Origin of the sequence: Oceanobacillus sp. AG, from assembly GCF_009746545.1 — a bacterium.
GTDB lineage: Bacteria > Bacillota > Bacilli > Bacillales > Amphibacillaceae > Oceanobacillus > Oceanobacillus indicireducens.
In genome coordinates, this window is sequence record NZ_WOWT01000026.1 from 34,410 (window position 1) to 58,844 (window position 24,435).

23 protein-coding genes, 1 rRNA gene and 2 other annotated features are annotated in these 24,435 nt (G+C 41.7%); all 24 genes read right to left on the bottom strand.

Annotated elements, in window-relative coordinates:
• Positions 1 to 80: 80 nt before the first annotated feature.
• Positions 81 to 3,617, bottom strand: a complete 3,537-nt coding sequence (gene rpoB / locus GN217_RS13965) for a DNA-directed RNA polymerase subunit beta (RefSeq protein WP_156857278.1) — start codon at positions 3,615 to 3,617, stop codon at positions 81 to 83.
• A gap of 508 nt (positions 3,618 to 4,125) precedes the next feature.
• Positions 4,126 to 4,728 carry a class I SAM-dependent methyltransferase gene (locus GN217_RS13970; RefSeq protein WP_156857279.1) on the bottom strand — a complete coding sequence of 201 codons (603 nt, stop codon included), beginning with the start codon at positions 4,726 to 4,728 and terminating at the stop codon, positions 4,126 to 4,128.
• Between the two features lie 157 nt (positions 4,729 to 4,885).
• Positions 4,886 to 5,251, bottom strand: coding sequence for a 50S ribosomal protein L7/L12 (rplL, locus tag GN217_RS13975; protein ID WP_156857280.1), 366 nt, complete (start codon positions 5,249 to 5,251; stop codon positions 4,886 to 4,888).
• Between the two features lie 45 nt (positions 5,252 to 5,296).
• The gene (rplJ, locus tag GN217_RS13980) at positions 5,297 to 5,800 is read right to left on the bottom strand and encodes a 50S ribosomal protein L10 (RefSeq protein ID WP_156857281.1); all 504 of its coding nucleotides are present in this window, start codon (positions 5,798 to 5,800) and stop codon (positions 5,297 to 5,299) included.
• Positions 5,801 to 5,854: 54 nt separating this feature from the next.
• Positions 5,855 to 6,002: a sequence feature (ribosomal protein L10 leader region), on the bottom strand.
• Between the two features lie 44 nt (positions 6,003 to 6,046).
• Complete coding sequence (rplA, locus tag GN217_RS13985) at positions 6,047 to 6,739, bottom strand: 50S ribosomal protein L1 (protein ID WP_156857282.1); 693 nt, start codon at positions 6,737 to 6,739, stop codon at positions 6,047 to 6,049.
• Between the two features lie 391 nt (positions 6,740 to 7,130).
• Positions 7,131 to 7,556 (bottom strand): 50S ribosomal protein L11, encoded by a 426-nt coding sequence (rplK, locus tag GN217_RS13990; RefSeq protein ID WP_156857283.1) that lies wholly within the window; start codon positions 7,554 to 7,556, stop codon positions 7,131 to 7,133.
• Between the two features lie 322 nt (positions 7,557 to 7,878).
• Complete coding sequence (gene nusG / locus GN217_RS13995) at positions 7,879 to 8,412, bottom strand: transcription termination/antitermination protein NusG (protein ID WP_156857284.1); 534 nt, start codon at positions 8,410 to 8,412, stop codon at positions 7,879 to 7,881.
• A gap of 147 nt (positions 8,413 to 8,559) precedes the next feature.
• A complete protein-coding gene (secE, locus tag GN217_RS14000) occupies positions 8,560 to 8,727 on the bottom strand; it encodes a preprotein translocase subunit SecE (RefSeq protein ID WP_156857285.1) in 168 nt (55 codons plus the stop codon).
• Between the two features lie 31 nt (positions 8,728 to 8,758).
• Complete coding sequence (gene rpmG, locus GN217_RS14005) at positions 8,759 to 8,908, bottom strand: 50S ribosomal protein L33 (RefSeq protein WP_156857286.1); 150 nt, start codon at positions 8,906 to 8,908, stop codon at positions 8,759 to 8,761.
• A 79-nt stretch (positions 8,909 to 8,987) separates the two neighbouring features.
• Positions 8,988 to 9,638 carry an RNA polymerase sporulation sigma factor SigH gene (gene sigH, locus GN217_RS14010; RefSeq protein WP_156857298.1) on the bottom strand — a complete coding sequence of 217 codons (651 nt, stop codon included), beginning with the start codon at positions 9,636 to 9,638 and terminating at the stop codon, positions 8,988 to 8,990.
• A gap of 122 nt (positions 9,639 to 9,760) precedes the next feature.
• Positions 9,761 to 10,270, bottom strand: a complete 510-nt coding sequence (locus GN217_RS14015) for an NYN domain-containing protein (RefSeq protein ID WP_188858467.1) — start codon at positions 10,268 to 10,270, stop codon at positions 9,761 to 9,763.
• Positions 10,270 to 11,016 carry a 23S rRNA (guanosine(2251)-2'-O)-methyltransferase RlmB gene (gene rlmB, locus GN217_RS14020; RefSeq protein ID WP_156857288.1) on the bottom strand — a complete coding sequence of 249 codons (747 nt, stop codon included), beginning with the start codon at positions 11,014 to 11,016 and terminating at the stop codon, positions 10,270 to 10,272. The genes GN217_RS14015 and rlmB overlap by 1 nt, the downstream gene beginning before the upstream one ends.
• The gene (locus GN217_RS14025; RefSeq protein ID WP_156857289.1) at positions 11,009 to 11,428 is read right to left on the bottom strand and encodes a Mini-ribonuclease 3; all 420 of its coding nucleotides are present in this window, start codon (positions 11,426 to 11,428) and stop codon (positions 11,009 to 11,011) included. Before GN217_RS14025 ends, rlmB begins: the two co-directional genes overlap by 8 nt.
• 2 nt (positions 11,429 to 11,430) lie before the next feature.
• Entirely contained in the window at positions 11,431 to 12,831 is a 1,401-nt protein-coding gene (cysS, locus tag GN217_RS14030; RefSeq protein ID WP_156857290.1) for a cysteine--tRNA ligase, read from the bottom strand.
• A complete protein-coding gene (cysE, locus tag GN217_RS14035) occupies positions 12,821 to 13,483 on the bottom strand; it encodes a serine O-acetyltransferase (RefSeq protein WP_198042671.1) in 663 nt (220 codons plus the stop codon). The genes cysS and cysE overlap by 11 nt, the downstream gene beginning before the upstream one ends.
• Positions 13,484 to 13,587: 104 nt before the next feature.
• Positions 13,588 to 13,803, bottom strand: a binding site (T-box leader).
• 55 nt (positions 13,804 to 13,858) lie between these two features.
• Complete coding sequence (gltX, locus tag GN217_RS14040) at positions 13,859 to 15,331, bottom strand: glutamate--tRNA ligase (RefSeq protein WP_156857291.1); 1,473 nt, start codon at positions 15,329 to 15,331, stop codon at positions 13,859 to 13,861.
• Between the two features lie 255 nt (positions 15,332 to 15,586).
• A complete protein-coding gene (locus tag GN217_RS14045) occupies positions 15,587 to 16,684 on the bottom strand; it encodes a PIN/TRAM domain-containing protein (RefSeq protein WP_156857292.1) in 1,098 nt (365 codons plus the stop codon).
• Positions 16,685 to 16,780: 96 nt separating this feature from the next.
• Positions 16,781 to 18,151, bottom strand: coding sequence for a DNA repair protein RadA (radA, locus tag GN217_RS14050; RefSeq protein ID WP_156857300.1), 1,371 nt, complete (start codon positions 18,149 to 18,151; stop codon positions 16,781 to 16,783).
• Positions 18,152 to 18,546: 395 nt separating this feature from the next.
• Positions 18,547 to 20,976 carry an ATP-dependent protease ATP-binding subunit ClpC gene (gene clpC / locus GN217_RS14055; RefSeq protein ID WP_156857293.1) on the bottom strand — a complete coding sequence of 810 codons (2,430 nt, stop codon included), beginning with the start codon at positions 20,974 to 20,976 and terminating at the stop codon, positions 18,547 to 18,549.
• A gap of 12 nt (positions 20,977 to 20,988) precedes the next feature.
• Positions 20,989 to 22,050 (bottom strand): protein-arginine kinase McsB, encoded by a 1,062-nt coding sequence (gene mcsB / locus GN217_RS14060; protein ID WP_156857294.1) that lies wholly within the window; start codon positions 22,048 to 22,050, stop codon positions 20,989 to 20,991.
• Positions 22,047 to 22,598, bottom strand: a complete 552-nt coding sequence (mcsA, locus tag GN217_RS14065; protein ID WP_308425608.1) for a protein-arginine kinase activator protein McsA — start codon at positions 22,596 to 22,598, stop codon at positions 22,047 to 22,049. The genes mcsB and mcsA overlap by 4 nt, the downstream gene beginning before the upstream one ends.
• A gap of 25 nt (positions 22,599 to 22,623) precedes the next feature.
• Entirely contained in the window at positions 22,624 to 23,088 is a 465-nt protein-coding gene (locus GN217_RS14070) for a CtsR family transcriptional regulator (protein WP_156857296.1), read from the bottom strand.
• 266 nt (positions 23,089 to 23,354) lie between these two features.
• A complete protein-coding gene (locus tag GN217_RS14075) occupies positions 23,355 to 24,056 on the bottom strand; it encodes an MgtC/SapB family protein (protein WP_156857297.1) in 702 nt (233 codons plus the stop codon).
• Between the two features lie 253 nt (positions 24,057 to 24,309).
• Positions 24,310 to 24,425, bottom strand: a 5S ribosomal RNA gene (gene rrf / locus GN217_RS14080).
• Positions 24,426 to 24,435 lie beyond the last annotated feature (10 nt).

Here is a 24,435-nt window from a genome sequence, read left to right on the forward strand (position 1 = left end):
CTGTATTTATATAAGAGAAGGAGAATTGATAGCCCATTATCAATTCTCACTCCTGTTTAATTTTAGATAGTCATAACATCTTAATTTTCTTCAATATCTAAATTGAGTTTGGATGCTGCTTGAACCTCTTCATCTTCCAACTCACGCATATCGATTTCATCTTCTTGGCTGTTCAGCATTTTCACATCAAGTCCTAAACTCTGAAGTTCTTTTATCAATACTTTGAATGATTCAGGAACTCCTGGTTCTGGGACATTATGCCCTTTTACAATCGACTCATATGTTTTCACTCGGCCGACCGTGTCGTCGGATTTAACGGTTAGGATTTCTTGAAGGGTGTATGCAGCACCATATGCTTCAAGAGCCCAAACTTCCATCTCCCCGAAACGCTGACCACCAAATTGTGCTTTACCTCCGAGTGGCTGCTGGGTAACAAGTGAATATGGTCCAGTTGAACGGGCGTGTAGCTTGTCGTCAACCATATGTGCTAGTTTTAGCATATACATAACTCCAACAGATACACGGGTATCAAATGGTTCACCTGTTCTTCCGTCATAAAGGACGGTCTTCGCATCTCGTGCCATCCCAGCTTCTTCCATCGTGGCGTAAACATCTTCTTCTGTTGCCCCGTCAAATACTGGTGATGCAACATGAAGGCCAAGTAGTCTTGCAGCCATTCCAAGATGAAGTTCAAACACTTGTCCGATGTTCATTCTTGATGGCACTCCAAGCGGGTTCAACATAATATCAATCGGTGTTCCGTCTGGCATGAACGGCATATCTTCTTCCGGTAAAATCTTCGAGATAACACCTTTGTTACCGTGACGACCGGCCATTTTATCTCCTTCAGAGATCTTCCGTTTCTGAACGATGTAGACGCGAACGAGCTGGTTCACACCTGGTGATAACTCATCTCCGTCTTCCCTGTTAAAGACTCGAACGTCAAGGATAATTCCTCCGCCTCCATGTGGTACACGTAGGGATGTATCTCTTACTTCACGTGCCTTTTCTCCAAAGATAGCATGAAGTAGACGCTCTTCAGCAGAAAGTTCGGTAACGCCTTTAGGGGTTACTTTACCTACCAGAATATCGCCGTCTTTCACTTCAGCCCCGACTCGGATAATTCCTTCTTCATCAAGGTTCTTCAGTGCCTCTTCCCCGACGTTGGGAATATCTCTTGTAATTTCTTCCGGACCAAGCTTCGTATCCCGAGCTTCTAGTTCAAATTCTTCAATATGAATGGATGTATATACGTCATCTTTTACAAGTCGCTCGCTCATGATGATCGCATCTTCATAGTTATAACCTTCCCAGGTCATGAATCCTACTAATACGTTACGACCAAGTGCAAGTTCTCCAAGTTCCATGGATGGTCCATCTGCAAGGACTTCACCTCTTGTTACGCGGTCTCCCTCTGTAACGATTGGACGTTGGTTATAACACGTTCCTTGGTTTGTACGCTGGAACTTTTCCATTCTGTACGTATCTGTATCGCCTTCTACTTCTTTGCCGTCGACTTCAGAAATGCGGCGAACGACGACCTCTTTTGCTTCAACACGTTCAACAATTCCACCATGGCGGCAAATGACAGCAGCTCCAGAGTCTTTACCGTTCACATACTCCATGCCCGTACCAACAATTGGAGATTCCGGAACAAGTAATGGAACAGCCTGTTTCTGCATGTTCGCTCCCATTAGTGCACGGTTTGAGTCATCATTCTCAAGGAATGGGATACATGCTGTCGCTGCAGAAACAACCTGCTTTGGCGACACATCCATATAATCGATCTTTTCGCGAGATACGACGATGTTATCTTCACGGAAACGAGCAATTACCTCTTCATTGACAAAGCGATTATCCTCATCTAATGGAGCGTTCGCTTGTGCAACAATATAGTTATCCTGCTCATCAGCCGTCAGATAATCGATTTGATCTGTTACTTGACCGGTTTCAGGGTCAACGCGACGATAAGGGGATTCGATAAATCCAAATTTATTCACTTTTGCATAACTCGACAAGGAGTTGATTAGACCAATGTTCGGGCCCTCCGGTGTCTCGATTGGACACATACGACCGTAGTGAGAATAGTGTACGTCACGTACTTCGAATCCTGCTCGTTCACGAGTCAATCCACCTGGTCCAAGCGCAGATAGACGGCGCTTATGCGTTAGCTCTCCTAGTGGGTTCGTTTGGTCCATGAACTGGGATAGCTGTGAACTACCAAAGAACTCTTTAATCGATGCAATGACAGGACGAATGTTAATCAGTTGTTGCGGTGTGACACTTGACGTGTCTTGAATAGACATTCTTTCACGCACTACACGCTCCATACGAGATAAACCAATTCGGAACTGGTTTTGTAAGAGTTCGCCAACCGAGCGCAAACGACGATTTCCTAAATGGTCGATGTCATCTACATCGCCTACGTTATGCAATTGGTTAAAGAAGTAACTGATCGATGCTAGGATGTCTGCCGGTGTAATGTTTTTAATATCTCTATCTACACCGCCGTTTCCAATGATTGTTAACTCCCGTTCACCTTCCGGGTCTGTCGGATCAATAATTCGAATCGATTGCAGTACAATATCTTCATCTAACACACCGTCATGCGGGCTGAAGGTTTTCTCTCCCAGCTTATCTTCTTCTCTTTCAAGAAGCGGGATTAATTTGTCTAATAATTTACGCTCTAGACGATCGCCTTTTTCCGCAAGAACTTCTCCAGTTTCCGGGTCAGCAATTGTTTCAGCCAACACTTGGTTGAACAGACGGTTTTTGATGTTTAGTTTTTTATTCATTTTATAACGACCTACATGTGCCAGGTCATAACGCTTTGGATCGAAAAAGCGTGTCACTAAAAGGTTTTTCGCGTTTTCAACTGTTGGCGGCTCACCTGGGCGAAGGCGTTCGTAAATTTCTAGTAATGCTTTTTCAGTTGTTTCTGTATTATCTTTTTCAAGGGTGTTTCTCAAGTACTCATTATCACCGAGCAATTCAAGGATTTCCTGATCTGTACCAAATCCTAATGCACGTAATAACACTGTAATCGGTAATTTCCGAGTCCGGTCAATCCGGACAAAAGCGACGTCTTTTGCATCTGTCTCAAACTCTAGCCAAGCACCACGGTTCGGAATAACAGTGGCTTGCACACCGCGTTTACCGTTCTTATCAAATTTGTCACTGAAATACACACTTGGGGAACGTACAAGCTGTGAGACGATAACACGCTCAGCTCCGTTAATGATGAACGTTCCTGTCTCAGTCATCAATGGGAAGTCGCCCATGAACACTTCTTGTTCCTTCACTTCTCCGGTTTCATTGTTTAATAAACGAACCCGTACTCGAAGCGGGGCATTATAGGTCACATCTCTTTCCTTTGATTCGTCTACAGGATAGTTAGGCTCACCTAGACTATAATCTACAAATTCCAATGAAAGGTTTCCGGTGAAATCTTCAATCGGTGAAATATCTCTGAACATTTCCCGCAACCCTTCTTCCATGAACCATTCATAAGAAGCGGTTTGAATTTCGATTAAATTTGGCAGCTCTAACACTTCACTGATACGTGCATAGCTTCTACGCTGGCGATGCTTGCCATATTGAACTAGTTGTCCTGTCAACTGCTTCACCCCTTAAAATCTTATGTTTTCGCAGATAATCTTCTACGGATTTTTCATAAAATAAAACTTCATTACAGTGGAAGTTTTTGCTCTTCTTCCACTGAATGTTAGTTGAATTAATCATGGTGTCAGCTACCGTATCCTCCGCTTAAAAAGATTTGATAATCTCCCCACTTTGCAGCGAGGGGTTACGGACGATCGCACCTTGAAATAAATAAAACGAGAATGGAAACATAAACCAATTTCGTTTTATTGCATATGCACTTCTTCTATGTTTACACCTACATTTAGCACTGTATTTTTCTAAGAAAATAAAATACAGTTGTACAACTCGTTTAAATTTTGGTAAACTATATGAAGAAATATTAATCAAGCTCTCTAGAATACTTCATCCATTGTCTCCGTCCACAGATAAAATATACGTTTACAGTCATATAATCCACGTTCGGACTTGACAAATGGAGCCAATCTTAGCATTATAGTATGTTACCATAATGAAGTCGGCAGGTCAAACTTTAAATGCCCTTAGAATATAATAACCTTTTTTTCTATCAACGACTTCTACGTTTCCAAATAGTTCGTTGATTTTTTTCTGTGCAGATGGTGCGCCTTGTTTCTTTTGGATGACTACCCATAATTCACCGTTTTTTACTAAAGCTCTTTCAGCTCCCGCAAACATTCCATGGACGACATCCTTGCCCGCGCGAATTGGCGGGTTCGTGATCACCGCAGCAAATGTTCTTTCTTTCAGTCCCGAAAACCGGTCACTGTTTACAACTTCCACATTCGTTAAATTGTTTTCTTCCGCATTTTCTGCCGCTAACCGGATTGCTCTTTCATTCACATCGGCGAGTACTATATTTCTTTCAGGAAAAGCTCCTGCTAAAGAAATTCCGATCGGTCCATAACCACAACCAAGATCTAATAAGTCTCCTCGAACGGATGGCTCGTTAAAGCTCTCAATCAGCAAACGTGAACCAAAATCAATTCCGTTTTTAGAGAAAACATTCGTATCACTTGTGAAAGTATACATTTGATTGCGTAATTCAGCTTTCCAGGTTTTTGGTGAACTGTCTGTATGGGGCTTTTTTGAATAGTAATGCTCAGTCATTCGGAACACCACGCTTCTAAATTATCATTATTGTGCGTAAGGTAAGGTTTTCGGCCAGCACCTTAGAAGTGATTGTAATGGAATAGATATATGAAGAAAAAAATGTTATGAACAAGAGCCCGTCGACATGAACGACGAGCTCTTTATTAGAATAAACTTATTTAACTTCTACTTCAGCGCCAGCTTCTTCAAGCTTACCTTTAACTTCTTCAGCTTCTTCTTTCGCTACGCCTTCTTTGATTGCTTTTGGAGCGTTATCCACAAGGTCTTTCGCATCTTTAAGTCCAAGACCAGTGATTTCACGAACTGCTTTAACAACTTTAATCTTAGAAGCGCCTGCTCCTGTAAGAACAACATCAAATTCTGATTGCTCTTCAGCAGCTCCGCCACCAGCAGCCCCGCCTGCAACTGCAACTGGAGCAGCAGCAGTTACGCCAAACTCTTCCTCAATAGCTTTTACTAAGTCGTTTAATTCTAAAACGGACATTTCTTTAATCGCACTAATCATTTCTTCTTTAGTCATGATTTAAATCCTCCTAATTAATTGTAATTTTTATACGTTCTGGCTTTATGCGCCTTGTTCTTCCTCTTCTTTATCAGCAACAGACTTAACTGCATAAGCAAGGTTGCGGATTGGTGCTTGTAGCACGCTGAGTAACATAGAAACCATACCTTCGTAGTTCGGTAGGTCAGCAAGTTCTTTAATCTGTTCTAAAGTAACTACTTCCCCTTCGATAACCCCACCTTTGATTTCGAGCTCTTCATTCTCCTTAGCGAAGTTGTTAAGGATACGAGCCGGTGCTACGACATCATCTTTACCGAATGCAATTGCGTTCGGTCCAGTAAGTACATCATTTAGACCATCTAATTCCGCAGTTTCCACCGCACGACGAGTCATCGTGTTTTTATAAACGTGGAATTCTATACCTTCTTCACGTAGTTGTTTACGTAATTCAGTAACTTGCGCAACGTCAAGTCCGCGATAGTCAACTACAACAGACGATTGACTTTCTTTGAACTTATCTGCAATTTCTTGTACAATCTGTTTCTTTTGTTCCAATACGTTAGACATTGTTCCACCTCCTAATTACTTATACCATACCGTTCTTCTAGCATTTGCCGTATCAAGTCTATAAAAAAAGCTCTCAGTTAGACATGAGAGCTTTATATCACTACCCAAATAAACGTACTTGGATCGATATTTATAAAACACCTCGGCGGGAAATTAAGCGATAAATCGCACCTGCTGTCTACGGTATAACGTATTCTTTTTAACGTAATCAGTATATCAAACGACTTGATTCAAGTCAATGTTTTTTTATTTGTATGGAGAAACGTCAACTTTAACGCCAGGTCCCATTGTTGAAGCAACAGATACGTTCTTCATGTATTCACCTTTTGCAGATTGAGGTTTCACTTTAACAATCTGGTCAATGATTGCTTCCAAGTTCTCAACTAACTTGTTGTCCTCGAAAGAAACTTTACCGACCGGAACATGAACGTTAGACTGCTTATCAACACGATATTCCACTTGACCAGCTTTAATATCATTGACTGCTTTTTCCACTTCAAATGTTACTGTTCCAGTTTTCGGGTTAGGCATTAGACCACGAGGTCCAAGCACTCTACCAAGTTTACCTACCTCAGCCATCATGTCTGGAGTCGCAACAATTACATCAAAATCAAACCAACCACCGTTGATTTTCTCGATGAATTCTGCTTCACCTACATAGTCAGCTCCTGCAGCTTCTGCTTCTTTTGCTTTTTCACCTTTTGCGAAAACAAGAACGCGTTGTGTTTTACCAGTTCCATGTGGTAGAACCATTGCTCCGCGGATTTGTTGGTCCGCTTTCTTTGGATCTACTCCCAAACGGAATGCCACTTCCACTGTCTCGTCAAAATTCGCTTTTGCAGTTTGCTTAACAAGGGAAATAGCTTCATTGATTTCGTATGTTTTTGAACGATCAATTAGCTTTTCTGCTTCTTGATACTTTTTACCTCTTTTTGCCATTATATATCCTCCTCTATTGTGGTATTAGCGGTTATACCTCCCACGTATAAAAGCCATAGAGAACTTCCTTCCGACCTTCTGTCAGCAAAGTCCTTCACTTTGTCTTTCACGCACAAAGTTTCGATTCGTCTAGCTTCAGCGACTAAGGACTGATAGACTGCACACTCCTTCAATCAATAAAGAAGACTTGCCGAGCAGTCTTTGTGAGACTTATTCGCCCAAGTTTCCTTCATCTTATTCGGATAGGGGATGTTCGTACGCTCACGTATGTGACAACGCCGAACCACTGACTCTCCCGCGAGCGCAGCCTGTACGCCCCTAAACAGCCGCTTACACTTTTGTGAAATAGCTGTGATTTCACAGGGAGACCACAGCTAACTAAGTTCCGAAATTAGTCTTCGATTGTAATACCCATGCTTCGGGCAGTACCTTCAACCATACGCATAGCAGCTTCAACATCCGCTGCGTTCAAGTCTTGCATTTTTGTTTCTGCGATTTCTTTTACTTCATCACGCTTAACTGTAGCCACTTTTGTTTTGTTTGGCTCACCAGATCCAGCGTTAATTCCTGCCGCTTTCATAAGCAGAACTGCTGCCGGTGGAGTTTTCGTAACAAATGTAAATGAACGGTCTTCAAACACCGTAATTTCTACAGGGATAATTAAACCTGCCTGTTCTTGTGTACGTGCATTGAACTCTTTACAGAATCCCATGATATTAATACCCGCTTGACCAAGTGCTGGTCCAACCGGCGGTGCTGGAGTAGCTTTACCAGCTGGGATTTGTAATTTCACTAATTTGATTACTTTATTAGCCACGAGACACACCTCCTTAAAGTCCGTGATGTGGTATTAGGGTTTTCCCCTCCCACTCTTACTCAAGCACTTCAACATTGAAGTACATAAATAACATAGAAATTCTACCATGTATATTATAAAATTGCAAGGGACAGTTTTATTTTCTTTTAAAAAGCCTAAAACATCGAACTACCTACCCGTCCTAGAAGGAAAAGTTCGTATGTTGCTGCGACAATTGGGCGTTCTAGTATAAACGCCCTTCGGTGGTGGGTCGAGTAATCGCAGCCCCAACCGTCGCGATATGAATCGCAAAACTTACTGTAAAGGCATTTCCGCCTTTGTTTTATAATTTCTCAACCTGTGTGAAGTCTAGTTCGATTGGTGTTTCTCTACCAAACATATTGACTAGAACTTTTAGTTTTTGTTTATCCAGGTCAATATTTTCAATTGTCCCTTCAAAGTCCGCGAACGGCCCTTCTTTTACCTTGACATTCTCTTTCAAGGCAAAGTCAACCTGTACTTCAGATACTTGGACGCCCATTCTTTTCAGCACGGCATCCACTTCATCTGGCAGTAGCGGGGTTGGTTTTGTCCCGTGACCACTCGAGCCGACAAATCCGGTTACACCTGGTGTATTCCGTACAACATACCAGGAGTCGTCCGTCATCACCATTTCCGTGAGAACATAACCAGGGAATGATTTCTTTTTAACTACTTTCTTTTTTCCATTTTTGATTTCTGTTTCTTCATCTTCAGGTACGACGACGCGGAATATTTTATCTTGCATCCCCATCGTTTCCACTCGTTTTTCAAGGTTGATCTTTACTTTATTCTCATAACCAGAGTACGTATGCACAACATACCAATTTTTCTCCATTTAATCAGGACAGTCTGCCCTTTCCCTCCCTTAGGTAATATGATTGGGGTACGCCCGTTTTATCCCAACATGAAAAACCCGACTGGTTGCGGGTTTTCTTTTGAATGTATATTTACTTTCATTATAGCATAGTTAACGGATTATTATTCAAAGAAGTTCTAAAAGCTGTGAAATTCCGAAGTCAACAATGAAAAAGAAGATGGCGATCAAAATAACAGTCGTTAATACAATTACGGTATAACTTCTTAGTTCCTTGCCAGTTGGCCAGCTTACCTTTTTCATTTCCCTTGAAACATTCTTTAAGAATTTAAACATTCTTTGTACCCCCCAAGCTCCACCTCATGCGCTACTTTGTCTCTTGATGTAATGTATGTTCCCCACAGTGCTTGCAAAACTTCTTCATTTCTAATCTGGTAGATGTTGTGGATACATTTTTGTTTGTTGAATAATTTCTACTTGAACAAACAGCACATGCTAAAGTTATCTTCTTACTCATCTTATCATCCCACTAACAGGGTATTTTTTCAACTAATAATGTAGCACGTTTCCTATCTCTCTGTCAACGGCTCTTTCTATCAGCTCTTTATTTCGTTTTGTTTAATCAGTTGCTCCAGCTTCTTTTTCACTCGTTGCAGGGCGTTATCTACCGACTTGAGATGACGTCCTAAACTCGTAGATATCTCCTGATAGGAACACCCATCAAGATAGAGATGAAGGACTTGCTTTTCAAACCCGCTTAATAATTCTGAAAGTTTTAACTCCATGTCTACTAGTTTCTCTTGATTCACCAATAATTCTTCAGGATCCACAGATCTAGAACCTGCAATTACATCGATTAGTGTTCGATCTGATTCTTCATCAAAAATAGGCTTGTCCAATGAAACGTAGGAGTTTAGCGGGGTATGCTTTTGCCTTGTGGCAGTTTTGATTGCGGTAATTATTTGCCTGGTGATACATAACTCTGCAAAGGCCTTGAAAGAGGAAAGCTTCTCTTTATCATAGTCACGAATTGCTTTGTAAAGACCTATCATTCCTTCCTGAACGATATCTTCACGATCTGCTCCAATCAAGAAGTATGTCCGTGCCTTACCTTGGACAAAGTTGCGGTATTTGTTGATTAGAAAATCTAGCGCATGTTTATCTTCTTGATGAACTAAATGAATAAGTTTTTCATCATCAAGCATGTGTAAGCCTGAATACTCTATGTCCAATTGCTTGACTTCCACCAAGAATTACCCCCGTTCACATATGATAAGCTAGCTGTAAACGTTATTATATACAGGAGTAATGGTTTCGTCAATATAGCAAGAGCTTTTTTAGTATAAAAAGGAGAAAAGAATCTATTTTCTCAATTTTCTCCCCTTCTCATTTTTTCAAAACGCTCCAGAATCTCTTGATCGAGGATAATCTTTGTTTGTGGCTGCTTCTTCTCTTGCTCCTTCAAGCGCTCATCGATTTCATTCTCCATATCGCGAAGGTCAGCTTTTAGCTCACGGGCCGAGATACGTAATGCTCCTTGAGCGAAAATCGTTCGTTGTTCCGTATAGTCGTTGGTTGCTACATAAACTTGTGTTTTTACATTTTTTAATTTCTTGATTAAACGTTCAATCCGTTCGTCCGCTGTTTCATTTTCTTTTGTGTAAATAACTTCTATTTTAAATTGCTTCAGCTTGCTCTCCCGCCCCGGGGCCTCGTGGGCATCAAATACAACAATGACCCTCATCCCGGTAAAAGCCTGATACTCAGCCATCCGTTCTATAAGGAGGTCCCGTGCCGCCGCCATATCTTTATCGCGTAGATGTTGCAGTTCCTCCCAATCCCCGATGATATTGTACCCGTCTACTAATAATATATTCATCAGCTCTCACCTAGTGGGGTTCGCTTTCTGTAAATCTCATATAATAATAAGCTGCAGGCAACGGAAGCGTTTAAGGAGGAAACTTCACCAGACATCGGAATACGCACTGTCCAATCACATTTCTTTCGCACGAGTCGTGAAATGCCTTTTCCTTCATTGCCAATAACAACTGCAATTGGCATGGTTCCGTCTAGTCTGCGGTAATCTTCGGTTGCTTCCCCTTCTGTGCCTACGACCCAAACGTGCCTCTCTTTCAGCTCATCGATTGTATCCGCAATATTCGTTACCCGGACGACCGGAATATGTTCGATTGCTCCTGCTGCCGTCTTCGCAACAGTTGCTGTTAAACCAACAGAGCGGCGTTTCGGAATAATTACACCGTGGACACCTGTAGCGTCCGCCGTTCGTAAAATAGAACCTAAATTATGCGGGTCTTCCAGCTCGTCCAAGATAATAAAAAAGGGATCTTCTCCTCTTTGTTCTGCTCGCACGAAAAGGTCTTCCAAGTTTCCGTAATCATAAGAAGCAACATATGCAACTATTCCTTGATGATTTCCATTAGAGATACTATCGAGTTTCGCTTTTGGAACGTGCTGAACGATTGTTCCAGCCTCTTTCGCAAGCTGCTTTATTTTCTTTATGGTATTGGGATTCAAATGCTCGGCAACAAACACTTTATTTACCGAACGCCCCGAGGAAAGTGCCTCGAGGACGGGGTTTTTACCTATGATTATTTCATCACTCATTGTTGTTCTTCCTCTCCTCTATTGTTGTTGTAATGAATGTTACAGCAGCTTGCATCAATTCATACAGTCTGTCTTCATTTTGGTCGATATAATGATAGCCTAACAACGCTTCAAAACCTGTACTATGGCGATACGTCTGAACACTGCTATTCTTAGGAATGGAGCCGGACTTTGCATTTCTCCCTCGGGCGACAATGCGCTCTTCTTCCGGAGAAAGCATTCCGGTTTCCAACCAATTAAACAATACGGCGGCCTGCCCCTTGGCTGACACGAAATTTACAGCCTTCTGATGTAATTGATGGGGCTTGACCTGACCCGTTTTAAGTAAATGTTCCCTGACATACACTTCATAAACAGCATCACCTATATAAGCAAGTGCTAAACTATTCATTTGTTTTGCTTCAAGTGTCATGCTTAGCCTCTTTTCCAGCGGACTCCTTGCGCGGTATCTTCTAAAATAATTGATCTATCTTTTAGAAGGTCCCGTATTTCATCTGCACGTTGATAATCTTTATTTTTCCTTGCTTCATTCCGCTCTTCAATCAGCGTTTCAATCTCTTCGTCCAAGAGTTCCTGCTCCTCCTCCAGATCAATACCGAGAATTCCAAGCAGGGTGACAATCGTTTCCTGAAAAGCTTCGAGTACGGACGTGTGAGTCTGCTCTTGGTCGAGATAAATATTCGCTTCTTTTGCAAGATCGTACAATACGGAAATCGCATTGGCTGTATTGAAATCATCATCCATTTCTTTTTCAAAATCAAGGGTGAACTGCTTGATTTTCTTGAGCCACTCTTCCTTGTTATCGACAAGATTCATGCTTGTTTGCTTCCGATGTTCCAAATTATGATAAGCCGTTTTAATTCGTTCTAAACTGTTTTTCGCACTACCCAATAATTCTTCCGTGAAATTAATCGGGTTGCGGTAGTGAACACTCAACATAAAGAAGCGCAACGCTTCAGGGTCATGTTTCTTAATTAAGTCTTTCGTCAAAACAAAATTTCCGAGTGACTTCGACATTTTTTCATTATCGATATTGATATAACCATTATGCATCCAGTAATTCGCAAAAGGTTTATCATTCATCGATTCCGATTGAGCAATTTCATTTTCATGATGCGGGAAAGTTAAGTCCTGACCACCTGCGTGGATATCAATCGTTTCACCGAGATATTTCTTCGCCATAGCCGAGCATTCGATATGCCAGCCTGGTCTTCCCACTCCCCAAGGAGAGTCCCATGCAACTTCTCCATCCTTCGCTTGTTTCCAAAGCGCGAAGTCAAGTGGATCTTCCTTCTTTTCCCCAACTTGAATTCTTGCCCCTACTCGTAGCTCATCAATTGACTGATGGGAAAGCTTTCCGTATCCTTTAAAGGAACGCGGTTTGAAATACACATCGCCTTCCACTTCGTAAGCATAACCTTTATCAACCAAACCTTCGATAAACGCAATAATATCATCCATTGTTTCTGTTACACGCGGGTGATGTGTCGCTTTTTTAACTCCTAATGCCTGCACGTCGGCTAAATATGCATCGATAAACCGGTCGGCAAGTGTCCGAACATCCTCGCCGCTCTCCTCAGCCGCTTGAATGATCTTATCATCGACATCGGTAAAATTTAGTACATAATCAACTTCATAACCTTTATATTCAAAATAGCGTCGCACCGTATCAAACACAATCGCAGGGCGGGCATTCCCGATATGAATATAGTTATAAACGGTTGGACCACAAACATACATCTTAAGTTTCCCTGGTTCTATTGGTTTAAAGTCTTCTTTCTCTCGAGTTAACGTATTAAATAATTTAATCGACATGTTGGAAATGACTCCCCTTCTTCAGCTTTTCAATCTCTGCTTGTAGTGTATCGATTTCTTGTTGCATCTGTTCAATCCGATCAGCAACCGGGTCCGGCAATTTATGATGTTCCAAGTCTTTTACGCGTACACCGTCTTGGATGACCACTTTACCAGGAATTCCGACTACTGTGGAGTTGGCAGGAACATCTTTTAAAACGACGGAACCGCCACCAATTTTTGCATTTTCTCCAATCGTAATATCCCCAAGAACCTTTGCCCCCGTTGATATGAGGGCATTATCCTTTACCGTCGGATGGCGCTTTCCTTTTTCTTTACCAGTCCCCCCAAGAGTAACTCCTTGGTAAATCGTTACGTTATTAGCGATTTCACAAGTCTCGCCAATTACTACTCCCATTCCATGGTCAATGAATAGGCGTCTACCAATCTTTGCCCCCGGATGAATTTCGATTCCAGTCAGGAATCTGCTGATTTGTGAAATGGCACGGGCCAGGAAGAACAGTCGCCGATTATAAAACGCATGGGCAACCCGGTGAAACCATATTGCATGGAGTCCGGAATAGGTTAAAAAAATTTCAAAATAAGTTCGTGCAGCGGGATCTTGGTCAAAGACAACATCCATATCTTCTTTCATCCGCTGAAATATACCCATCGTCAAACCACCCTTCGTTATAGAATAAGAGCATTTTACATGACTTGCTTAAACCCTAGTTAGTGAATTGAATTAATCAACATAAAAAAAGCGTCTCTGCATTAGACAGAGACGCTTAAGCGCGGTTCCACTCTGTTTGAAGGAATTGCTTCCTTCCAACTTAGGCTCTTGGTAACGGTAGAGTTCCGCTATTATGTACTTTATTTCCATAATAGACTCAGAGGGGCACTTCGGAAGTTTCGTTTAAAATCACTCGCAGCCAAGGTGATTCTCTCTGGATAAACGAAGAAATTCCTACTTTTCCTCTTCAACGCTCCAATATTTACTATTACTATATTACAGTTTTCCAATTTTGTGAACCGGAAAGCTCTGCAATCAATTTGCTGTTATTTCCTCGAGGACTTTGTCTAGACGGATCATGACAACTTCTTTACCAAGTAGTGCGATTGCTTGTGGAAGTTCTGGACCATGGGTTTGGCCAGTCGTTGCGACACGAATCGGCATGAATAATTTTTTCCCTTTATAACCAGTTTCTTTCTGTGTTGCCTTCGTCTGGGCTTTAATCTCGTCAGCCGTAAAGGATTCCAGTGTGTCCAACTTATTTTTGAAGCTTTGAAGAACTTCTGGGACTTGTTCTTCTTCAAGAACTTTAATTGCATCTTCGTTATAATTAATTTCCTCTGTGAAGAACAACTCAGTCAATTCGACAATTTCCTCACCATAACCCAATTGTTCCTGATAAAGTGCAATCACATTCTCCGCCCACTTGCGCCTTTCTTCATCCATATTTTCCGGTAATTTTCCAGCAGCAATTAAATGCGGCATGGCAAGGTCGATTACTTTTTCAAGATCGACATTCTTAATGTATTCTCCGTTCATCCACTTCAACTTTTGCTGGTCAAAAATTGCAGGAGAAGTCGATAATCTATCCGGATCAAAGATATCAATTAACGTGTCCTTATCGAAAATCTCTTCTTCGCCAACAGGAGACCATCCAAGCAAACTAATAAAGTTGAACATCGCTTCCGGCAGATAACCAAGATTATGATATTGCTCTATGAACTGTAGTATATGTTCATCCCGCTTACTTAACTTCTTCCGGTTCTCATTTAAGATCAGCGTCATATGACCGTACGTTGGAGCAGTCCATCCGAAAGCATTAAAAATCATCATTTGCTTCGGTGTATTAGAAATATGCTCTTCTCCACGGAGCACATGAGTGATTTTCATTAAATGATCATCTATCGCAACGGCAAAGTTATAGGTTGGAATACCGTTCTTTTTCACGATTACCCAATCACCAAAATCACTAGATTCAAATGTGATATTGCCACGTACAAGATCATGGAATGTATAAGTTTCATTTTCAGGGACACGGAAACGAATACTCGGAAGTCTGCCTTCCGCTTCAAATGCTGCAATTTGCTCGTCCGTCAGGTTGCGATGAGCACCAGAATACTTCGGCACCTGGCCTTTCGCTCTCTGCTCCTCCCGCTCTTGTTCTAACTCTTCTTCCGTCATATAGCATTTATATGCAAGGCCACGCTCCAAGAGCTCGTCTACATATTTTTCGTATAAATCAAGACGCTCGGTCTGACGGTATGGGCCGTACTCTCCGCCAATATCCGGTCCTTCATCCCACTCGATACCTAACCATTTCAAATAGCGGAGCTGGCTCTCTTCGCCCCCTTCCACATTTCGCTTCTCGTCAGTATCTTCCGTTCGAATAATAAATTTCCCGTTATAATGTTTTGTGAACAGATAGTTAAACAATGCTGTTCTTGCATTACCAATATGCAAATGACCTGTAGGGCTTGGTGCATAGCGTACCCGAACCTCATTCGTCATGATGTTTCCCCTCTCTTTTTAAAAAATATGTACCGTAACATGAGTGATATAGTAAACCTCACTCAAATGGGGGCGTCTTTCACTCCCATTGAAAGATAGTTGAACAGAATCACGTATTTACGGACTTTCCCCCTTATCTTCCTCTTAATTAGATACTCATGTTTAGAGGGATTCCAGACCGTGAATGCTTGAAAAGTGATAACAATATACATGTTATCACTTTTCAAGTATTATCCTTAATAAGTTATACCGTTTTTACAGTGCTTTTTCAAGTGTTTTTGGTTTTGCAAAGATCATTCTACCTGCGGAAGTCTGCAGGACACTTGTAATGATGACTTCAATTGTTTTCCCAATATAGTCACGGCCTTCTTCTACAACAATCATCGTTCCATCATCCAAATAAGCAATCCCCTGTCGCTGTTCTTTCCCGTCCTTGATTACTTGGACGACCAGTTCTTCTCCCGGAAGGACGACAGGTTTTACTGCATTTGCAAGATCATTAATATTGAGCACAGGAACACGCTGCAGATCACACACTTTATTCAAGTTGAAATCATTCGTTACAACAATTCCATCCGTCACTTTAGCAAGTTTGATTAATTTACTGTCCACTTCAGCTATCTCTTCAAAATCACCTTCATAGATTTCTACTTTAATCGGTAATTCCTTTTGAATACGATTCAGCACATCGAGTCCACGCCGGCCTCGATTGCGTTTCAATGCATCCGACGAATCAGCAATATGCTGCAGCTCTCCTAATACAAATTGAGGAATCACTAATGTCCCTTCCAGAAACCCTGTACTGCAAATATCGGCAATCCTGCCATCTATTATAACACTTGTATCGAGTATTTTCGGTTTCGGCACCTCATCTTTTTGCTCCGCGTCACCTTCATCAGTAGTTTCTTTCAATTTATCCTTTTTCCCTGTCCGCAATAAACTGGAGAATTCCTCCCGCCGGCGAAAACCGACACGGAAACCTAAATAACCAAGGATAATCGTGATGAAAATCGGCAGTACCTGGGAGACTACTTGGATATTGATATCCTGGAGCGGCATCGTACCGAGATAAGATATGACGAGTCCGACAATCATTCCTAAGCTACCAAATAGTAAATCCATTGCCGGCAGCTTAATCAGGGTATCTTCTATCCATTTAAAAAAGTTTACTACATGATCCACAATAACATAGGAGAGTAAAAATAAAATAATTGCACCTAAGGCCATGCCTAAATATGGGTTTTTCAGCAAGTTCATATCTATATTCAATAAATCAATAATCATGGGGATGTATAGAAAACCAATCGTTCCCCCAAGAACAATAAAAAAGATACGAACAACCTTCTTCAACATTTTCTCACCTCCTTAAGTTTATTATTACCTTTATTTTTCATTTATAACCCTACGGATAGGAGAGATAAGCTCATTTCTTCACTAAAAACGATAAAATCACCTTGCAAGTCCAATTTCTAATGCTTCCTGAATGGTGGAAACACCAACTACTTGAATATCCTTCGGTACCGTCCAACCATCCAAATTATGTTGTGGACAAATAACGCGCTCGAAGCCGAGTTTAGCCGCTTCTTGTACACGTTGTTCAATCCGGGACACCCTCCTAATTTCTCCAGTCAGCCCAACTTCGCCGATAAAAATATCCTTTGGTTCTGTCGGCTGGTCTCGGAAGCTTGATGCTATACTAATCGCAATCGCTAAATCAATTGCAGGCTCATCCAACTTCACTCCACCGGCTACTTTTAAATAAGCATCCTGGTTCTGCAGCATGAAGCCGACCCTTTTTTCCAATACAGCCATGAGCAGCGGAACACGGTTCGAATCGATCCCGGTTGCCATTCTACGTGGATTTCCAAAGCTGGAAGGTGATATTAAAGCTTGAATTTCTACTAAAATAGGACGCGTCCCTTCCATCGATGCAACGACAGTAGAACCTGCTGTTCCTGCCTTTCGCTCTTCCAAGAAAATTTCCGAAGCGTTCAAGACTTCACGTAACCCTTCTTCACGCATTTCAAAAATTCCCATCTCATGTGTACTGCCGAACCGGTTTTTCACACTCCGTAAAATCCGATAAGTATGATGTCGTTCCCCTTCAAAATACAAAACTGTATCTACCATATGTTCCAACAATCTTGGCCCAGCAATAGCGCCTTCCTTCGTAACATGCCCCACAATAAAAACTGATATATGATTAGATTTAGCAATCCGCATAAGTTCCCCAGTGCTCTCCCGTACTTGGGAAACGCTTCCTGGTGCACTCGTTACTTCTTCTCTGTAGATCGTTTGAATCGAATCAACGATGACAAGTTCTGGTTTCAGCTTTTCAATCTGTTGACCAATATCGTATAAATTGGTTTCACTCAATACGTATAATTCCGCTTCTTGGACACCTAGACGATCTGCTCGAAGTTTCGTTTGTCTCGTTGATTCTTCTCCTGATATATAGAGGACACGCATTTTTTTCTTAGCGATCTGGGCTGATATTTGCAACAGCAATGTCGATTTCCCAATCCCTGGATCCCCACCGATCAATACGAGTGAACCAGGAACAATCCCACCGCCTAGTACACGGTTGAATTCTCGCATTTCGGTTGTAATTCGTGGTTCTTTCTGTGATTCAAGTTGTGTAATCGGTTCTGGTTTACTGACCGTCCGCTTACCGGTCGTGACATGCCTGCCGCCGCTAGCTCCAGCCTGGACTTCTTCAACCATCGTATTCCAGTTACCACAGCCCGGGCATTTCCCCATCCATTTCGGAGATTCATAGCCGCAGTCTTGGCAGACAAACGTATTCTTGCGTTTAGCCAAACTCATTCGGTCCCTTCTTCTATTGTATACGAATATTGATTCTCATAGGTTACATAATAGTTTCAATTTCACAACTATCTTCCTAAATTATGCCACATTCGGTGATAAATGCATGTTACTAACTCCCTTGAAGGTCCAGAGCTCATGCTGCCCCCTTACACCTTCGCTTCCCGCAAGCGGCTGATATGCCTCTCTTCCTGCAGGAGTCTTCGGTGTAATGGGGATCTCCTGGAAGTACGTTTAAAATTGATTTTGTATCTACTTATTTACCTAGTAGTTTCTTATATTGTAAAAAAATATAATTAAGTGCGCTTTGAACTGCGGAACTCGGGTTCGAGTGTAGTAAAAGCTAGAAGAGGTGGCTCTTCTAGCTTTTCTATGATAGTCGTGCTGTTTTATTTTAGTATGATGAATTCGCCCTTATTATTTAGTCCGATTTTCACGGTCTTGCCTTTTTCGACTGTTCCTTTCAGTAATTCTTCTGATAACATATTTTCAATATTTTGCTGAATGGAGCGTCTTAATGGTCTTGCTCCGTATTCCGGATCGAATCCTTCGTTAGCAATTTTCTCGATTGCTTTATCTGTCATTGATAGTTCAATTTCTTGTTGTTGCAATCGTTCTTTTAACTCTTCCAGCATGAGTACAACAATATCTTTCATATGTTTCTTCTCTAAGGAATGGAAGACAATTGTCTCGTCAATCCGGTTTAAAAACTCTGGACGGAAGGCTTTCTTCAGCGCATCCATGACCTTCGACTTCATATCAGCATGCTGCTGGCTTTCATCCGCAACATTGAAGCCGACAAATTTATTACGGCGCAGTTCACTTGCACCGACATTTGACGTCATAATGATAACCGTGTTACGAAAATCAACCGTTCTTCCTTTGGAGTCGGTTAAGCGTCCATCTTCCAGAACTTGAAGCAGGATGTTGAACACTTCCGGGTGGGCTTTCTCCACTTCATCTAAAAGAACAACGGAGTAAGGTTTTCTGCGTACTTTTTCCGTTAGCTGTCCGCCTTCTTCATAACCGACATACCCCGGAGGTGATCCGACTAATCTAGCAGTGGAATGCCTCTCCATATACTCCGACATATCCACGCGTATCATCGCATCCTCATCAGCAAACATCACTTCAGCAAGGGCTCTTGCCAGCTCTGTTTTACCGACACCAGTAGGACCCAAGAAGATGAATGAACCGATTGGACGCTTCGGATCTTTCAGTCCTGAGCGAGCTCTGCGTATTGCAGTCGATATAGCTTTCACCGCTTCTTCTTGACCAATAACACGCTCATGGAGTATTTCTTCCATATCAAGAAGACGTTTCGATTCATCCTTCGTAAGCTTAGCTACAGGAACACCAGTCCAAATCGATACGACGCTCGCAATGTCTTCAACAGTTACCTCAGAATCCATTTGACCTTGCTTCTCTTTCCATTCATTTTTCGTCTTCTCGAGTTCTTCCCGGTAACGCTGTTCAGTATCGCGTAAAGATGCTGCTTTTTCAAATTCCTGGCTCTGGACAGCTGCATCTTTTTCCTTCCTTACGTCAGCCAGTTTTTGTTCTAATTCCTTTAAGTTCGGTGGAATCGTGTAGGAACGAAGACGAACTTTTGAACCGGCCTCATCAATTAAGTCAATCGCCTTATCCGGTAAAAAGCGGTCTGTAATATAACGATCAGAAAGGCTCGCACTTGCTTCAATCGCTTCATCCGTAATCGTTACGCGGTGGTGGGCCTCATAGCGGTCACGCAGACCTTTTAAGATGAGAATCGTTTCCTCAACAGATGGCTCATCTACTTGAATTGGCTGGAAACGACGTTCAAGTGCTGCATCTTTTTCAATGTATTTTCGGTATTCATCTAGCGTCGTTGCACCAATACACTGAATTTCTCCACGGGAAAGGGATGGTTTTAAAATATTGGATGCGTCAATTGCACCTTCCGCTCCCCCCGCACCAATTAATGTATGCAATTCATCGATGAAAAGAATAACATTTCCGGCTTGACGAATTTCTTCCATCACTTTTTTTAATCGATCTTCAAATTCCCCACGGTATTTCGTCCCTGCAACGACCGTTCCCATATCAAGCGTCATAACACGCTTATCACGTAACGTTTCCGGTACTTCATTATCGATAATTTGCTGGGCAAGGCCTTCAGCAACAGCTGTTTTACCGACACCCGGCTCTCCAATTAATACAGGATTATTCTTCGTCCGGCGGCTTAACACCTGAATGACACGCTCAATTTCCTTAGAACGACCAATAACCGGATCAATTTTACCTTCTCTTGCACTTACAGTTAAATCTCTTGCAAGGGAATCTAGTGTTGGGGTACTTGCATTCGATTGTTGCCCTGCACGCCCTCTTCTGCCAGCTTGAGACTCATTACTACCAAGTAGCTTCAAAACCTGCTGACGAGCTTTATTTAAGCTTATACCGAGATTGTTGAGGACACGTGCTGCCACACCTTCCCCTTCACGGATAAGACCGAGTAAAATATGTTCCGTTCCTACATAGGAATGACCAAGCTTACGTGCTTCATCTTGTGATAATTCCACAACCTTTTTTGCCCGGGGAGTATAGTGAATTGATTGCATCGGCTGTTTACCGACTCCGATTAATTTCTCCACTTCTTCTTGAATTTTTTCCACTTGTACGCCTAATGATTGCAACGCTTTAGCGGCAATCCCTTCGCCTTCGCGAACAAGCCCGAGCAAAATATGCTCTGTTCCAATGTTATTATGTCCGAGACGAACTGCCTCTTCCTGTGATAGCGCAAGTACCTTTTGCGCCCTTTCTGTAAATCTTCCAAACATCATCTGGCATCCCTCCTATTTCTCTAATTCAAGTCTTTCTCTGATGAGCGAAGCACGAAATACATCGCGCTCCCGTGGTATCAAGCGTTTATTAGCATAATATTGTAAGAATCCTGGCTGCGTTAAAATCATTAATTCATTTAATATATTTTTAGATATATTTTCAATAATACCCAAGTCTATACCTAAACGCACGTTAGAAATGCATTTAGCAGCTTCCTTTGATTCGATGATTCGGGCGTTCTTCAGTGTTCCGTAAGACCTGAAAATGCGGTCTTCCAGACTGACTCCAAGTTGTTCGGTAATATAGCTCCGGGCAAGTCGTTCTTGCTCAATCAGTTGCTTGACAACACTTGCCAGGTCAAAGATAATGTCCTTCTCTGATTTCCCAAGGGTAATTTGATTAGATATTTGGAATATATTACCTAGAGATTCACTGCCTTCCCCGTATATCCCCCTTACGACTAAACCGAACTGGTTAATCGCGGGAATCATACGGCTCATCTGCTTTGTGATAACAAGGGCCGGCAAGTGCATCATCACGGATGCCCGCATTCCTGTACCCACGTTCGTTGGACAACTCGTTAGATACCCGAAATTCTCATCAAACGCATAATCAATCCGTTCTTCTATCCAATCATCCAGCTCTGAAGCTTGTTTCAGACCATCAGTAAGTTGATATCCGGGTAAATAAAGTTGAATCCTCAAATGATCTTCTTCATTGATCATGATGGAGACCTGCTCATTTTTAGAAATAAGTGCTGCTGACTGCGGATATCTTGCTAGACTAGGACTAATAAGATGCTTCTCTATGAGTATCTGGTTCTCTATTTCCGATAAATCCTTTGTTGATAAAAAGTAAAAATCTGTGTAATCCTGGAAGGAAGATTCATTATATGTCTGTTTCATGAAATCATGAACCTTCTTTAATTCCTCTTCTTTGCCTAGGATGGGATAGGTAACATTAGCGAAATTCCGAGCTAAACGAATCCGGCTGCTCAGCACGATATCACTATCAGCACCCTCCTCTCGCATCCACGGACTAATCGCTTCGTTTAGAAAGTGCTCCAATGTCATCCTTCACTCTCCCCCCTCTTAACTGCTTCATCCGTTTCCAACGCTTTTATTTTATCTCGGAGTACTGCGGCTTCTTCAAAAGCCTCTTGCTCTATTAACTTCTTCATCTGGTTACGGTATTCCTCTAATTTACGTTTTTTTTGTATATTTCCACCTGTTCGCTTTGGTATTTTACCAGCATGTGTTGTATTTCCGGCATGGACCCGTCGTAGTATCGGGCTTAAGCTTTCCGAAAAAGTTTCATAACAGGTTGCACAACCGAATTTGCCCATTTCCTTAAAAGTGGAAAAGGTCAGTTTACAATTCGGGCATTGCAGCTCTTTCGTTTGCTTTGTATCAGCCACGTGGGCTCCAAATGGATACGAATCAAAGTTAAATAATCCAGTAAGTAAATCATGGAGAGAAGAGCCTTGATCTTGAGACTGCATATAACCTTTTTCCTGAGCACAAACTTCGCACACACGGACTTCTTTTTTCTCCCCATTTATTACTCGTTTAAAGTAAACCGTAGCTGGCCGCTTTTGGCACTCTTGACATTCCACACGCATCTTCCCCCTTCTCAACACAATAGAGTTAATTATAGTATTTTAGAGTATTAAGCATCGCCGTTAAAATACGTGCTCGAATTTGATCACGTTCCGGTAGTTGAAATGGTAAAGTCGTCCGCTCAATCGCACTATAGATCAGCTTTTCTTCTCGATTCGTAATGATTTCTTCCTCCCGCAGACGCTCCAGCACATGAATTGCTGCCTGCTGTGAAATACTTGGATTAATCATTTTAATAATGCCATCAATCAATTCCGCCTTGTCTTCATGTTTTACACGAATAATCCGTATATATCCCCCACCACCACGCTTACTCTCTACAATATACCCTTTTTCCGTTGTAAATCTTGTGTTAATCACATAATTAATCTGTGAAGGCACACACTCAAACTGATCCGCAATTTCACTCCGCTTAATTTCAATTGCATTTTTTCCTGTGGAATGTAGTACTTTTTTTAGATATGCTTCAATAATATCTGAAATATTGCTCATTGCTAAGAATTCCCCTCTCCTTACATATCACTCATTTCTAGCTATGCCGGAACAAAAGGAATGACATTGACTTTGACTATCTTTGACTATAAATTAATTATACGCCAAAATGTAACCGTTGAAAAGTAATAACCAATATTCTATTCTAGACACTTTTCATGAAAATAAACGGAGAGAAGAGGAAATTTGAGTTTAAAATAATAAAGGGCCAGTTAAAATGGAAAAGTCTCTCCCTTGTTTAACTTTACCGCTTAACTTATACGGCATCACTTTTCCAATTGTCTAATATTATTTACTCCTTCTAATTCTGATATTTCTTCAAATAATGCAAGTAACTGGGTACCTTCCATATTTCTCATCTTAAAATAAATTTTTCGGAGATCCCTTTCCATTTTCTCCACTTCCACTGCAATAATATTCACATCATAAGCTTCTGCTACTTCAACAAGCTGGTGAACTTTTATATTGCGCTCTACAACCATTTCAATTCTTGTGTACTTCCGCTGGGAAGGAAGCAATCTTTCAAGGTTATTCAACACAACTAAACTAATTAAAATGATCAGCGTAGCAACAATGGCTGGACCATACATTCCCGCGCCTACAACCAGCCCAATACCTGCCACAGCCCATATGGATGCCGCCGTAGTAAGCCCTCGAATCGTTCCTCCATATACTATAATCGTCCCCGCTCCAAGAAACCCTATCCCGCTAATCACATAAGAAGGGATACGGGCCGGATCAAAGCGTACATTATCATAGTGCTCCAGAAATTCAAGAAAACCAAATATTGATAAAAGCATCATCAGGCTTGCACCGACACCCACTAATATATGAGTCCGAAATCCTGCAGAGTGATTATTCCACTCCCGTTCAAAGCCAATTATTCCGGATAATACTAAAGCAACGAGTAACCTTGTTACGATAACATAAAAATGCTCCCCTATTATATTCTGTAAAAATACTTCCATCTATCGTATCCTCTTTTCTATATATTATCCTTAGTCAATTATATGAAACACCTTTCCCAAATAACAACTAGAATTAAACGTTAGTTATAATTTATATTACGACCTGTTAGGTTGCTCGCACGCACTCAGTCACAGGGCTTCAACCTTAGAATTTCTCCACCCGTTCCCCCATCAACTAGCAATTAATTGCTTGCTGGGGCGCACAAAATACAAAAAGACAGATTATCATAAAATGATAATCTGTCTTTTGTATGCCTGGCAACGTCCTACTCTCGCAGAGACAAAGTCTCAACTACCATCGGCGCTGGAAAGCTTAACTGCTGTGTTCGGTATGGGAACAGGTGTGACCTCTCCGCCATCGTTACCAGACATATACTAC